The sequence below is a fragment of the Actinophytocola sp. genome (genome assembly GCF_035762905.1).
Classification (GTDB): domain Bacteria; phylum Actinomycetota; class Actinomycetes; order Mycobacteriales; family Pseudonocardiaceae; genus DASYTH01.
The window spans coordinates 1-13,127 of sequence record NZ_DASUCC010000044.1 but is presented as its reverse complement, the minus strand read 5'-3'; the positions used below and the strand labels follow the sequence as shown (position 1 = coordinate 13,127).

At 72.9% G+C, this 13,127-nt stretch carries 16 protein-coding genes; 7 read left to right on the top strand and 9 right to left on the bottom strand.

Going from position 1 to position 13,127, the window contains the following annotated elements; genetic code table 11:
- The first annotated feature begins 15 nt into the window (after positions 1–15).
- Genes VFV67_RS08480 through VFV67_RS08465 form a run of 4 tightly spaced genes read left to right on the top strand, consistent with a single transcriptional unit; the run spans position 16 to position 3,628 of the window.
- Positions 16–297 carry a metal-sensitive transcriptional regulator gene (locus tag VFV67_RS08480; protein WP_326468582.1) on the top strand — a complete coding sequence of 94 codons (282 nt, stop codon included), beginning with the start codon at positions 16–18 and terminating at the stop codon, positions 295–297.
- Positions 298–324: 27 nt separating this feature from the next.
- Entirely contained in the window at positions 325–540 is a 216-nt protein-coding gene (locus VFV67_RS08475) for a heavy-metal-associated domain-containing protein (protein WP_326468581.1), read from the top strand.
- Entirely contained in the window at positions 537–1,400 is an 864-nt protein-coding gene (locus tag VFV67_RS08470; RefSeq protein WP_326468580.1) for a hypothetical protein, read from the top strand. The genes VFV67_RS08475 and VFV67_RS08470 overlap by 4 nt, the downstream gene beginning before the upstream one ends.
- A complete protein-coding gene (locus VFV67_RS08465; RefSeq protein WP_326468579.1) occupies positions 1,397–3,628 on the top strand; it encodes a heavy metal translocating P-type ATPase in 2,232 nt (743 codons plus the stop codon). The genes VFV67_RS08470 and VFV67_RS08465 overlap by 4 nt, the downstream gene beginning before the upstream one ends.
- Before the next feature lie 6 nt (positions 3,629–3,634).
- On the opposite strand, the gene VFV67_RS08460 is transcribed toward VFV67_RS08465, so the two are convergent.
- Positions 3,635–4,276 (bottom strand): class I SAM-dependent methyltransferase, encoded by a 642-nt coding sequence (locus tag VFV67_RS08460; RefSeq protein WP_326468578.1) that lies wholly within the window; start codon positions 4,274–4,276, stop codon positions 3,635–3,637.
- A gap of 20 nt (positions 4,277–4,296) precedes the next feature.
- Between VFV67_RS08460 and VFV67_RS08455 the strand changes: the two genes are divergently transcribed.
- The 3 genes from VFV67_RS08455 (at position 4,297) to VFV67_RS08445 (ending at position 5,927) form a co-directional block, all read left to right on the top strand.
- Positions 4,297–4,881, top strand: coding sequence for a TetR/AcrR family transcriptional regulator (locus VFV67_RS08455; RefSeq protein WP_326468577.1), 585 nt, complete (start codon positions 4,297–4,299; stop codon positions 4,879–4,881).
- A gap of 10 nt (positions 4,882–4,891) precedes the next feature.
- Entirely contained in the window at positions 4,892–5,542 is a 651-nt protein-coding gene (locus VFV67_RS08450; protein ID WP_326468576.1) for an RraA family protein, read from the top strand.
- A 76-nt stretch (positions 5,543–5,618) separates the two neighbouring features.
- Entirely contained in the window at positions 5,619–5,927 is a 309-nt protein-coding gene (locus tag VFV67_RS08445; protein ID WP_326468574.1) for a hypothetical protein, read from the top strand.
- A gap of 6 nt (positions 5,928–5,933) precedes the next feature.
- Here the strand turns inward: VFV67_RS08445 and VFV67_RS08440 are convergent, their stop codons facing one another.
- The 8 genes from VFV67_RS08440 to VFV67_RS08405 form a co-directional block, all read right to left on the bottom strand.
- Positions 5,934–6,281 (bottom strand): VOC family protein, encoded by a 348-nt coding sequence (locus tag VFV67_RS08440; protein ID WP_326468572.1) that lies wholly within the window; start codon positions 6,279–6,281, stop codon positions 5,934–5,936.
- 18 nt (positions 6,282–6,299) lie between these two features.
- On the bottom strand, positions 6,300–6,737 hold the full coding sequence (locus VFV67_RS08435; RefSeq protein WP_326468571.1) for an SRPBCC family protein: 438 nt from the start codon (positions 6,735–6,737) through the stop codon (positions 6,300–6,302).
- Positions 6,734–7,060, bottom strand: coding sequence for a metalloregulator ArsR/SmtB family transcription factor (locus tag VFV67_RS08430; RefSeq protein ID WP_326468687.1), 327 nt, complete (start codon positions 7,058–7,060; stop codon positions 6,734–6,736). The genes VFV67_RS08435 and VFV67_RS08430 overlap by 4 nt, the downstream gene beginning before the upstream one ends.
- A 131-nt stretch (positions 7,061–7,191) precedes the next feature.
- Positions 7,192–8,391, bottom strand: a complete 1,200-nt coding sequence (locus VFV67_RS36740; RefSeq protein WP_414636207.1) for a S8 family serine peptidase — start codon at positions 8,389–8,391, stop codon at positions 7,192–7,194.
- Between the two features lie 750 nt (positions 8,392–9,141).
- Positions 9,142–10,359, bottom strand: a complete 1,218-nt coding sequence (locus VFV67_RS08420; RefSeq protein WP_326468569.1) for an ABC transporter permease — start codon at positions 10,357–10,359, stop codon at positions 9,142–9,144.
- Positions 10,356–11,024, bottom strand: a complete 669-nt coding sequence (locus tag VFV67_RS08415) for an ABC transporter ATP-binding protein (protein ID WP_326468568.1) — start codon at positions 11,022–11,024, stop codon at positions 10,356–10,358. Before VFV67_RS08415 ends, VFV67_RS08420 begins: the two co-directional genes overlap by 4 nt.
- 1 nt (position 11,025) lies before the next feature.
- Positions 11,026–12,153: a hypothetical protein gene (locus VFV67_RS08410; protein WP_326468566.1), complete on the bottom strand. Its 1,128-nt coding sequence runs from the start codon at positions 12,151–12,153 to the stop codon at positions 11,026–11,028.
- Complete coding sequence (locus VFV67_RS08405; protein WP_326468565.1) at positions 12,153–13,079, bottom strand: hypothetical protein; 927 nt, start codon at positions 13,077–13,079, stop codon at positions 12,153–12,155. The genes VFV67_RS08410 and VFV67_RS08405 overlap by 1 nt, the downstream gene beginning before the upstream one ends.
- Between the last annotated feature and the right edge of the window lie 48 nt (positions 13,080–13,127).

The window sequence follows — 13,127 nt, the reverse complement described above, 5'->3', positions numbered from 1 at the left end:
AGGTATAAAGGAGGCATGCGGGGTTACACGGAGAACAAGGACGCCCACCTGCGGCGGCTGCGGCGGATCGAGGGACAGATCCGCGGCCTGGCCCGGATGGTCGAGAACGACGAGTACTGCATCGACATCCTCACCCAGGTGTCGGCGGCCACCAGGGCGCTGCAAGCGGTGTCGATCGCGCTGCTCGACGAGCATCTGCGGCACTGCGTGACCGAGGCGATCGCCGAGGGCGGCGCCGCGGCGCAGGAAAAGATCACCGAGGCGAGCGACGCGATCGCCCGGCTGGTCCGCTCCTGACCGACCCGACGACAGGGAGGAAGCTCGATGGCTCAGGCCACCTACTCCGTTACCGGCATGACCTGCGGGCACTGCGCGAACGCGGTGACCGAGGAGGTCGGCCGGCTGTCCGGCGTGCGCACCGTCGAGGTCGACGTGGCGGCCGGCACGGTCACGGTGACCAGCGAGGCGCCCCTGGCCCGCGCCGAGATCCGGGACGCGGTGACCGAGGCCGGCTACACGCTTGGGGACGACCCGGTATGAGGACGGCGACCAAGCTCACCGCGTACGGGCTGGCCGTGGCGGTCGTGGCGGCCGGGGCCTGGGCGGTGGGCACCGCGGTCGGGCCGGTGGACGGCGCGGCCGAGGCCGGGCACCCGATGACCGAGCAGGCACACGGCGACCCGGCCCCGCACGCGGAGGAGGCGCTGCCCGGGCTGGCCGTGGCCGCGGGCGGCTACCGCCTCGAACTGGGCCAGGACCGGGTCGCGGTCGGCGAGGTGCTGCCGCTGCGGTACCGGATCCTCGGGCCGGACGGCGCGCCGGTGACCCGGTTCGAGGTGGAGCAGGACAAGCTGATGCACCTGGTGACGGTGCGCCGGGATGGCTCGAACTACCGGCACGTGCACCCGGAACTGGCCCCGGACGGCACCTGGAGCATCGCCCTGAACCTGCCGGAACCGGGCAGCTACCGGATGTTCGCCGACTTCAAGCCGGCCGGCGGGGCGGACACCACGCTGGGCACCGACCTGCACGTCACCGGCGAGTACCTGCCCCGCTCCTTCGACAGTCCACAACGGACGTTCACGGTGGCCGGGTACCAGGTGCGGTTGGACGGCGAGTTGGTCGCCGGCGCGGAGTCCACTGTGACCGCGACCGTGACCAAGGACGGCCAGCCGGTCACCGACCTGCAGCGGTACCTCGGCGCCTATGGCCATCTGGTCACGCTGCGCGCGGCCGACCTGGGCTACCTGCACGTCCATCCGCTCGGCGGCACCCCTGGCGGGCCGGACACCCGGTTCGCCGTCGAGGTCCCCACACCCGGCCGATACCGGATGTTCCTGGACTTCCAGCACCGGGATACCGTGCACACCGCCGAGTTCACCGTGGAGGCCCGGTCATGAGCCAGGTGGAGCTGGCCATCGGCGGCATGACCTGCGCGTCGTGCGCGGCGCGGATCGAGCGCAAGCTGAACAAGGTCGAGGGCGTGACCGCGACGGTCAACCTGGCCACCGAGACCGCAACGGTGCGCTACCCGGAGTCGGTGTCGCCCGAGGACCTGGTGCGGGTGGTGGAGCAAACCGGCTACACCGCCCGGCTTCCGGTCACCGAGCCGGAGCCGGAGCCGGACGCCGACACCGGTGCCGACGATCCGGTCCGGTCCTGGCGGCAGCGGCTGGTCGTCTCGGCGGTCCTGACCGTGCCGGTGGTCGTGCTGGCCATGGTTCCGGCACTGCAGTTCACCTACTGGCAGTGGCTCTCGCTGGCACTGGCCGGACCGGTCGTGGTCTGGGGCGCCTGGCCGTTCCACCGGGCCACGCTGACCAACCTGCGGCACGGCGCGGCCACGATGGACACGCTGATCTCGGTCGGGGTCGCCGCGGCGTTCGGCTGGTCGCTGTACGCGCTGTTCTTCGGCACGGCCGGGGTTCCCGGGCTGCGGCACGGGTTCGAGCTGACCATCGAGCGAATGTCCGCGGGCGATGCCATCTACCTCGAGGTGGCCACCGGCGTGACCACGTTCCTGTTGGCCGGCCGGTACTTCGAGGCCCGGGCCAAGCGCCGGGCCGGTGCGGCACTGCGGGCGCTGCTCGAGTTGGGCGCCCGGGACGTGGCCGTGCTCCGCGACGGTGTCGAGCACCGGGTTCCGGTCGACGCGCTCGCGGTCGGCGACCTGTTCGTGGTGCGCCCGGGCGAGAAGATCGCCACCGACGGCGTCGTGGCCGAGGGCTCCTCGGCGGTCGACGCCAGCATGCTCACCGGTGAGCCGGTTCCGGTCGAGGTCGGCCCGGACGACCCGGTGGTGGGCGCCACGGTCAACAGTGGCGGAAAGCTGCTGGTGCGGGCCACCCGGGTCGGCGCCGACACCCAGCTCGCGCAGATGGCCCGGCTGGTGGTCCAGGCGCAGAGCGGAAAGGCCGCCGTGCAGCGGCTGGCCGATCGGGTCTCGGCGGTGTTCGTGCCGGTGGTGATCGCGCTTTCGGTCGGCACGCTGGCGTTCTGGCTCGGCGCGGGCGCCGGCCCGGGCGCCGCGTTCACCGCCGCGGTCGGCGTGCTGATCATCGCCTGCCCGTGCGCGCTCGGCCTGGCCCCGCCGACCGCGCTGCTGGTCGGCACCGGGCGCGGCGCCCAACTGGGCATCCTGATCAAGGGACCCGAGGTGCTCGAGTCCACCCGCCGGGTGGACACCGTGGTGCTGGACAAGACCGGCACGGTCACCACCGGCCGAATGTCCCTTGTGGACGTGCGGCCGGCGGACGGGGTGGACCGGGACGAGGCGCTGCGCCTGGCCGGTGCTCTCGAGCACGCCTCGGAGCATCCGATCGCCAGGGCGATCGCCGGTGCGGCGGCCGACCGGTTCGGCACCCTGCCGCCGGTGACCGACTTCCGCAACGAGGCCGGGCTCGGTGTGCGCGGCACGGTGGCCGGCCGCACCCTGCTCGCCGGCCGGGCCGCGCTGCTGGACGGCGTCGACACCGGGGAGCGGCTCCGCGCCGCCGTCCGGGAGGCCGAAGCGGCCGGTCGGACCGCGGTGCTGCTGGCCGCCGACGGCGTGGCGCTGGCCGTGCTCACCGTCGCCGACACGGTCAAACCCACGTCGGCGCGGGCGGTGCGCGAACTGCGCGACCTCGGGCTGCGGCCGGTGCTGCTGACCGGGGACAACGCCGCGACGGCCCGGGCGGTGGCCGCCGAGGTGGGCATCGACGAGGTGATCGCCGAGGTGCTGCCGGCCGGAAAGGTCGACGAGGTGAAGCGGTTGCAGGATCAGGGCCGGGTGGTCGCCATGGTCGGCGACGGGGTCAACGACGCCGCCGCGCTCGCCCAGGCCGACCTCGGTCTGGCCATGGGCACCGGCACCGACGTCGCCATCGAGGCCAGCGACCTGACCCTGGTCCGCGGCGACCTGCGCGCCGCGGCCGACGCCATCCGGCTGTCCCGGCGCACCCTTGCCACGATCAAGGGCAACCTGTTCTGGGCGTTCGGCTACAACGTCGCCGCGCTGCCGCTGGCCGCGCTCGGACTGCTCAACCCGATGATCGCCGGCGCGGCGATGGCCTGCTCCTCGTTGTTCGTGGTCGGCAACAGCCTGCGGCTGCGCCGGTTCCGGGCGCAGCCGGACCGTCCACTGTAGACCCGGTCAGGCCACCTGCCGGGCGCTGCCGAGGATGTGCGCGTGCTTCGGCATTCCGCGCACCGGGGCGTAGTAGACCCGGTCCAGCTGGTTGATCTCGAAGCCGGCGGCCCTGATCTCCGCGCTGGTGTCCCGGTTCGGGTGGCACCCGGCGCCCATCCGCTTCCACAGCGGCGTGATCACGTCCTGCAGCAGGCCGAAGACCCGCCGGTCGGACCGCACGTGCTCGAGGAACCGCAGCTCGCCGCCCGGCCGCAGCACCCGGCGGATCTCCGCCAGTGCGGTGCCGACATCGGGCACCGAGCACAACACCAACGAGACCACCGCCGCGTCGAACGTACCGTCCTCGGCCGGAAGCGCGTCGGCGTGTCCGGCCACCACCCGCACCCGGACCGGTGCCGTCGCCGCGGCCCGCTCCCCCAGCGCCCGCAACTGGTTCTCCGGCTCGACCGCAACCACCTCGGCCACCGTGGCCGGGTAGTGGCCGAAGTTCATGCCGTTGCCGGCGCCCACCTCGATCACCCGTCCGGACAGCCCGGCCAGCAGCTGGTCGCGGTGTTCGGCGGTCCCCCGCCGCTCCGCCTCGGCGCTGAGCCGTTCGTACATCCGCGCGAACCGCGGATTCTGGAATCCGGAGAGATCGCTCATGGCCCCAGTAAACTCCGCTGGTGCCCAAGCTGTGGACCGGGACGATCGAAGCGCACCGCCGTGCGGTCGTCGACGCCACACTGGACACCGCGGCGGCCTTGGTGGCCGAGCACGGGCTGCGCGGGGTGACCATGTCGCAGATCGCCGAACGCACCGGCATCGGCCGGGCCACCCTGTACAAGTACTTCCCCGACGTGGAAGCCATCCTGCTCGCCTGGCACGACCGGCACGCCGGGGCCCACCTCGAACAGCTCGCCCGGATCCGGGACCGGACCGAGGATCCCGGCCGGCGGCTGGCGGCGGTGCTCGAAGCGTTCGCGGCCGGCACGCAGGAGCGGGCCCGGCACCAGGAGCACCAGACCGCGGAGCTGGTCGCGTTCCTGCATCGGGACGAGCACCTCGAGCCGGTCGGGCAGCGGCTGCGGACGCTGGTCCGTGACCTGCTCGCCGACGCCGCGGCGGCCGGCCACGTGCGCACCGACATCGGTGCCGACGAGCTGGCCGGGTACTGCCTGCACGCGCTCGGTGCGGCCGCCACGCTGCCGTCCAAGGCCGCGGTGCGCCGCCTGGTCACCCTGACGCTCGCCGGTCTGCGCCCTTCCTAGGGTGGTGCGCATGCTGATGGAACGGTTCCGCGCGGTGGACACGACCGCGATGTGCGACGCCGACAAGACGACGCGGGTGATGACCTCGGCGATCCGGCCCCGGTCGGCGCAGACCCGGGTGTGCGGCCCGGCCTACACGGTGCGCTGCGACGCCGACTTCCTGCCGGTGCTGCGCGCGGTGGAGACGGCCGCCCCCGGTGCCGTGATCGTCGTGGACGGCGGCGCCAGGGAGGTCGCGCTCGGCGGCGAGCTGTTCGCAAGGGGTGCCCTGGTGCGGCGGCTCGGCGGGATCATCGTGGACGGCGGCTACCGGGACACCGGGTACGTGTCGGGCTGCCCGCTCCCGGTGTACAGCCGCTATCTCACGCCGATGGCGGGCACCGCGTCCGCGCTCGGCGAGCTGGGTGTTCCGGTCACCTGCGGCGGCGTCACCGTGCATCCCGGCGACCTGATCATGGCCGATGACGAGGGCATCGTCGTGGTGGACCCGGCCCGGGTGGACGCCCTGCTCGACGCGGCCACGGCCGTCAAGGAGGTGGAGCACCGCCTGATCGCGCTGCTCGACTCCGGCGGCACCCTCAGCGACGGGCTCAACCTGGCCGACCACGTCGCCGCGCGCACCCGGGGCGAGCAGTCCGCGCTCACCTTCCTCGCGCACTAGGACTTCCGCGCCGGGCCGGCGAGGGTGCGATGTACAGGATCTGGAACATGGTTCGGTATATCGAACAACCGCGAGGGTGCCATGCGATCCCCACTCGTGCCCGGCGCCGGACTTCCTGGTCTGGCAGAAGTGGAAGCTCGGGTGGCTGGACAGCGACACCGGTGTGCTGATCTACCAGATCGACTCCGCGATCAACTCCGGCTCCGGCCCGGTCCGGATCATCGACGCCCACCCGGCCAGCACCGTCTGCGGAGGTCCCTTCAACGACGTCACCTTCGACCTCGGCACCGGCGAGGTATCCAGCTACAGCGCCGCGGGCCCACGGTTCGACCTGCTCGCCCGGACCACCGCCGGTGGCTACACGATCCGGGTGAACCGCGCTTGACCGCGGTCAAACGGACGGGTTCTCGATGAAGGTGATCACGTTGCCGTCGGGGTCGGTGACCGAGGCGAGGTGGGCGTTCTTGTCGGTGGCGGTGACCGGTCCGAGGGTGATGCCGCGGGTGGCCAACTCCGACGTGTGTGCGGCCAGATCGGCCACGGCGAAGTTCAGCGCGGTGTGGCCGGCGCGGGCCGGGTCGTGGAAGACCGAAACCCATGCGGTGTCGGTGAGGTGCCAGTCGGCGAGCCCGGGCATCGGCCGGGCGTCCGGCGCGCGGCCGAGAAGTCGCTGGTACCAGGCGGTGCCGGCGGCGTGGTCGCCGACCGGGACGACGCCGAGCAGCTTGCTGATGGACATGGCGGTTTCCTTTGCTGGTCAGGAGAGTTCGGCGGCGAGTGCCTTGAGCTGGTCGCCGGTGCCCTGTTCGCGCCAGCGGGGTTGCTCGAGGTCGTCCAGGAAGGTGCCCTGCTCGGTGAGCAGCAGGCGGGTGCCGGCCTCGGTCGGGGCGAGTTGGACGGTGGTGAGCGAGACGGTGGCCGGGACCGCTTCCTGGTACAGCACACCGGTGTAGACGATCCGCTCGTTGGGCACGATGTCGTGGTACACCGCCTCGAACCGCAGCGCCGGACGGTCCTCGATCGCGGGCGCGAGCACGCTTTCCGTGCCGCCGACCCGGAAGTCGAGTCGATGCTCGCCGGTGAGCGCGGTGAACCAGCGCGCCTTGGTCGCCGGGTCGGCCCAGGCGGCGAACACCCGCTCGGGCGTGCAGGGGTAGTCGCGTTCGAGGGTGAACGTGGTGTGCAGGACGGTCATCGTGGTTCTCCTCCTTGGTGATCGTCGCCGGTGAGCAGGTCGCCGAGCCGGTCGAGGCCGCGCTCCCATGCGGTGCGCTGGCCGTGCAGCCAGTCCTCGGCCGCACGCAGCCCGGCGGGCTCCAGTCGACAGGTTCGGACCCGCCCGACCTTGGTGGAGTTGACCAGGCCACTGGCCTCGAGCACCTGCAGGTGCTGTACGACCGCCGCGAGCGACATGGGCAACGGCCGGGCCAGTTCGCTCACCGAGGCCGGACCGCGGGCGAGCCGTTCCACGATCGCCCGCCGCGTCGGATCGGCCAACGCGTGCAGCACCCGGTCCAGCTGATGGTTAAGCACTTACTTGACTATAGGCGGTCCCATGCCCATAGTCAAGTAAGTGCTTAAGTATTGTTCCTGGGATGCACCTGGCCGGCCCGGAGCGGCGGCTTGGGGCCGGCCAGGTTCCCCCATCCTCAGATGTTGTCTATCGTCACGCCCGCGAACACCGTCTGGGATCCGCCGGGCACGCTGAACCCGGAGACCCGGATCTTCCATTCACCCGGGGTCAGTCCGGTGACCGACACCTTCTCGTAGACGCTGCCGATCGAGAGGCTGCTGCCCACGACCGCCCCGTTGGGAGCGATCAGCCGCAGGTCGATGTCGTTGTGCGTGGCCGGAGCCTCGGGCCACCAGATCGCGGCGCGCAGCGGGCCGTTGAAGAACACCGTCGAGTTGAACACCGGGATGTCCACCGACTGGCCGCCGGCGATCGTGACCTGCTGCGGGAAGCTGGAGCTCTGGCCGGGCACCGGCAGCCTGATCGGGCCCGCCCCGGTCGTGTTGTCCAGGAACGAGGTGCTCGTGCCGCGCGCGATCAGCTGGGCGTAGACGAACCCCGGCGGCGCTTCGTTGGCAGCGAACAGGAAGCTGCGCAGGTAGGCCGCCGCACCGCCGGCCTGCGCGGTCGCGCAACTGGTCCCGCCGAACACCTGGGTCGAGGTGTCGCTGACATTGCTCGCGGTCTCGGTGTTGGTCGGGGTCTGGATGTCCGGCTTGGTCCGGCCGTCCGGCGCCGGGCCTCGGCCCTGGCTGAGCGACGTAATGCCGGTGCGAACGTCGAACGCGCCGATCCCGATCACCTTCTGCGCCACCGCGGGCGACCGGACCGACCCCGGGATCGGGTTGCCGTTCTGGTCCGCGCCGAAGTTGCCGTTCGCGGCGATCACCACCGCGCCGGCGTCGAAGGCCCGGTCCGCCGCGGCGGCGATCAGGCCGTTCTCGTTCTCCACCGCCTGCATCTCGGCCACGATCGTCCGGTCCATGATGTTCACCGCGGTCTGGAACCCGCGGATGGCGGCGTCCCGGTTCAGTCCGGCCCGCAGCTGACCGGTCACCGGATCGACGATGCAGTCGTAGACCTTGATGCTGTCGGTGGTGATCGCGGAGATGCCGCGCAGCCGGTCGCCGAGGTTGGCGTTGCCGGTCATGATCGCCATCGTGGACGTGCCGTGGTTGCCGCAGGTGTCGCTGATGCTGCCGCTGCCGGTCTCGTCGCGCAGCAGCCACGGCCGCGGCGGGTTGAACATGGTGTGCGTGCTGCGCACCCCGGTGTCCAGGATCCCGGCGAAACCGCGGTTCAGCGCGCCGGTGTTGAAGAACGGGTCGGTGCCCATCCGGATCCGGGCCTCGATCTCGTCGTTGGCCGGGTCGCTGTCCGGCGGCGCCTCGCCGGTGTGCACCGGCTCGATGTAGGTCACGTCGGCGCGCTTGGCCAGCCCGGCCACCGCCGACCGCGGCGCGTCCACCACCATGCCCTTGACCAGCCAGTAGCTGCTCAGCGTGTGGATGTCCATGCGCGCCAGGTCGGCGCCCAGCGCCTGGTATTCCGCCTGCCGGCGGCTCCGGATGCCGGACACCAGCGCGTCCGCGTCCCGTTGCTTCTGCGCGTTGGCACCGGAATCCCGGGCCAGCGCGGGATCGGCGTCGGGGAACCGGGGCATCACCACGTCGTCGGTGAACCCGACGATCAGCTTGATCCGGTCGCCGCCCTTGGGATCGGCCAGCGCCGTGGCCAGCATCGGATCGATCTTGCCAGGGGGCTTCGGCTCGGCCTGCGCCGGCTTGGCGTACGGCTCCGCGGCGAACACCGGCACCGAACGCTCCACCCTGGTCCGCACCACCGTTCCGTCCGGGCGCATGTCGACCCGGTAGCCCAGCACGGTCGTCGTGGCTCCCGCCGGCTCCGGCGCGCCGATCGCGACCGGTTGCCCGGAGGCGACCAGCCCGGCTGCCGCCGCCACCACGGCCACGGTGCGAACAAGTGAACGTCTGCTCATCTGCTGCCCTCCCAGTCCGCGTTGTTGCTGCGGTCGCAAACCCTGACCAGGAGCGGTGGGAACCCGATGGGCAAACGGTGGGTTCGCTCAGCGCTGCAACGCGGTCACCGGCTGCACCCGGGTGGCCCGCAACGCCGGGAGCAGGCCGGCGAGGAGACCGGCGGCCGCGCAGCAGCCGGCGGCGCGCAGCGCGGTACCGGGATCGATCACCGGCAGCCAGCCGTTCCACAACGAGACGCCCGCGGTGACGGCGAGGCCGAGGAACGCACCGGCCGTACCGCTGAGCGCCCCGAGAACCGTGGTCTCACAGAGCAACTGGGTGAAGATGTGCCGGCGGCGGGCGCCGACGGCCCGGCGCAGACCGATCTCGGCCCGGCGGGCGGCGATGCTCGCGGTGGCCGCGTTGCCGATCGACACCGTGCCGATCACCAGGGAGATGGCGCTGATCAGCAGGGTGGACCGGGCCAGGTCGGACTCGACCTCGCGGCGCAGCGTGCGCGGATCCGGCGGGGCGATGGCCCGCAGCGCGTCGGGTGCCGCCGGGTGCAGGGCCAGCGGCGCCTGGTGACCGATCAGTTGCGCGGCGCCGGGCGCGGTCTCGACGACGATGTCGCGTTCGGCGTCCGGGGTTGCGTCGGCGAGCCGGTTCGCGGTGCTGAACGGCATGATCACCGAGTGCAGGGCCTCCGGCCGGCGGCGCACGTCGTCGTAGATGCCGGCCACGGTGTAGGCGCGGTCGTCGATGAACACGGCCGCCTGCGTCCGGTGCAGGCCGAGTTCGCCGGCCAGCGCGCGGGGCAGCAGCACCAGCCGGGCCGCGGCGGACTCGTCGAACGCGGTGAACAGCCGGCCCTGCACCAGGTTCGGGGCGAGCACCCGCAGCGCCTCCGGGTCGGCACCCATGATCCGCGCGGCCGGACCACCCGACCCGCCGGCAAGCCGGGTCACCGGGCGCTCGGCCAGCGTCACCCGGGGCCCGGCGGCGACCACACCGGCCAGTCGGCGCAGCCGGTCCACCGGTTCGGCGTGCTGCCAACCGTTGTCCAGCCCCGGATCCTCGGCCTTGACCACCACCTCGGTCGCCCGGCGGAGGTCGAACGCGGAGGAGACCTGTTGGCTCAGCGTGGAAACCAGTCCCAGGGTGCTGACGAACGCCGCGGCGGCGAGCAGCGTGCCGAGCGCGGTCAGCAGCGACCGGCCGGGAAAGCGGGTCACCGACAACCACGACTCCCGGGCGAGGTCGCCGGGGCGCAACCGCGGCGCCGCGATGCCCAACCGGGCCCGGTCCGCCCGCCCGGCCCTCACCGGACGACCTCGGTGACGGTGCCGTCGACCACCCGCAGGCCCCGGTCGCCCTCGGCCGCCACCCGCTCGTCGTGCGTGACCACGACGACGGTGAGGCCGGCGGTGTTCAGCTCGCGCAGCAGGGCGAGCACGGTCGCGGTGGTGGCGCTGTCCAGGTTGCCGGTCGGCTCGTCGCACAGCAGCACCCGGGGCCGGCCGGCCACCGCGCGGGCGATCGCCACCCGCTGGCGTTCCCCCCCGGAGAGTGTGCGTGGATCGGCATGCCGGCGATGGCCGAGCCCGACCCGGTCCAGCGCGGCCACCGCCAGCCGCCTGCGGGTCCGCCGGGCGTGCCGGCCGTAGAGCATGCCCAGTTCGACGTTCTCCACCGTGCTGCGCCCGGCAAGCAGGTGGAACGCCTGGAACACGAACCCGAACAGCTGGCCGCGAATGCCGACCCGGACCCGCTCGCCGAGCCCGGCGGTCTCCACGCCGCATACCCGGTACGAGCCGCCGTCCGGCCGGTCCAGCAGCCCGATCACGTTGAGCAGCGTGGACTTTCCGGACCCGGACGGCCCGGTGACCGTGACGTACTCCCCTTCGGTGAGCGTCAGGTTCGCCTTGCGCAGCGCGGAAACCGGATGCCCGTCGTCATAGGTGCGGTCGATGCCGGTCAGCTCGAGCATGTCAGCCGCCCTTCCCCACGATCACCGCGGTACCGGCGGTCAGCTCGGCGGGGCCGGCGACCTCCACCCAACCGCCGGCGATCCGGCCGGTGGTGACGGTGAGATCCGCGGTCGTCCCGTTTGGACGGAGTGCGGTGACGAACGTGGTTCCGTCCGGCCGGGACAGCACGGCGGTGAGCGGAACGGCCAACACCGGCTCGGTCCCGACCGCCGCGGCGATGTCCACCCGGACCGCGCGGCCGGCGGTGCCGGGCAGCGGTTCGCCGGCGAACGCCAGGGTCACCTCGACCCCGGCGGTTCCGTCCGGGCCGGTCGCCACCTCCGTGCCCACCGCGGCGACCGTGGCCGGGGCCCGCCGGCCGGTGGCGTCGTCGAACACGGTCGCCTGCTGCCCGGCGGTGAGCAGCTTCGCCTGCTCCGCCGTGGTGCGCGCGGCGACGAAGTCGGGCTGCCCGTCCAGCGAGACGATCGGCGCCTTCGGGTCGGTCAGCACGCTGCCCACCCGCACGTGCACCGCGCTGACCGTGCGGCCCGGCCGGTCGATCAGCAGCACGGCGGAGCGCTTCAGGCCCGTGCCGGCGGCCGGGTCGGGACCGGCCGCCGGCGGGACCCACCCGCTGCCGGCGTACAGCCGGTGGATGGCCTCCTGGGTGGCGGCGTCAAGGACTCCGGTGCGCGGTGCGCCGTGCCCGAGCCGGCGCAGCGCCGCCTGCACCGCGACCACGTCGGCGCCCCGGTCCCCCGGCGCGATGTCGCGGTAGAGCGGGAACGGCAGCACCAGCGCGAACATCGGCTGGTCGGCCCGGGCGATCACCACGTCTCCCTCGGCCAGCGTCCGTCCACTCTGGACGGACACCTTGGTCACCACGCTGTCCTCGCCGACCGCGGCGGCCGGTGGCGGCAGCGGGGTGCTCGCACCGGCGGTCACCTGCCCGCGCAGCACGATCGGCTCGGCCAGCACCCGCCGCTCGGCGGTGGCGGTGACCGGCGACGCTGGCGGTGGCGCCGCGTCGGCGGCGGCCTGCTCCGGCGACCGGAGCCGGGGCCCCAGCACGGTACCGGCCAGCACCAGCGCGGCCAGCGTGACGGCGGTGACCCCGGCCGTCACCAGGAAGCGGCGGCGCGCCATCAGGATCCGCTCGCGATCCCGGCCGCGTGGCGGGCCATCTCCTCGACCTTCGGGTTCAGCTCGTCGATCCAGGTCCGGTACTTCTCCACGTAGCGCGCCTGGACCCGTTGCACCCCGGCCAGTTGCGCGTCCACCCGGCCGGTCTCCCGGCCGCAGTGGAACCAGGCGACGGCCAGCTCGGACTCCGCGGGCGTCGGGATGTACCTTCGCGGCGGGATGGCCGGACCCACCTCAACGGTTCCCGGCCTGCGCACCGGTTCCCAGGTCTCCTCGGCCCCGGTTTCCAGGTGGCCGTAGGCGATCCCGAACAGCCGGTGGCTGGGCGTCTTGCGGAACGCGTCCTGGTCCGGTACGGCGTAGCCGCGCCCGGCCATGCAGTTCATCAGCTTGCCCGGGAGGTCGGCCGGCAGCTCGGCGTCCACGTCCCGCCGGTACGGGGCCAGCGCGTTGACCAGGTCGCTGTAGGCGGTGCGGACCTCCCGCGCGGCCGGGCCGAGGCGATCCCAGGCGAGCTGGGCGCAGCGCTCGGACGCGGCGTCGTAGTTCGGGTCGGTGCTCACCACCCGAGCGGGCTCGCCGCCGAAGTCCCGGCCGAACCCGGTACGCCGGGCCTCGTCCTCGCTGGTGGGTCCGAAGTCGCGGGCGGAGACGGTGAGGAACCCGAACGGGTCCTGCGGCCGGGCCAGGTGATGGTCGCGGTCGTGCGGGTAGCCGGCATCGGCCAGGCAGGTGTTCCGGATGCGTTGCTGCGCATGGTCGATCAGGCCCACCTGCTCGCTGCGCACGATGTCGAAGGGCTGCTTGGCGTCCGGCCCGTCCGGTTGCCCCTGACCGGGTGCGGCGGGATCCGTGCTACAGCCGGTCATCGTGAATACCAGGCCGCACAGCGCGAGCAGCAACCGGCCGGCCACCGTTCGGTGTCGCATGAGGACGTTCCTTCCCCCTGGCCGTGGGGGGGGGGGGGGGGGGGGGGG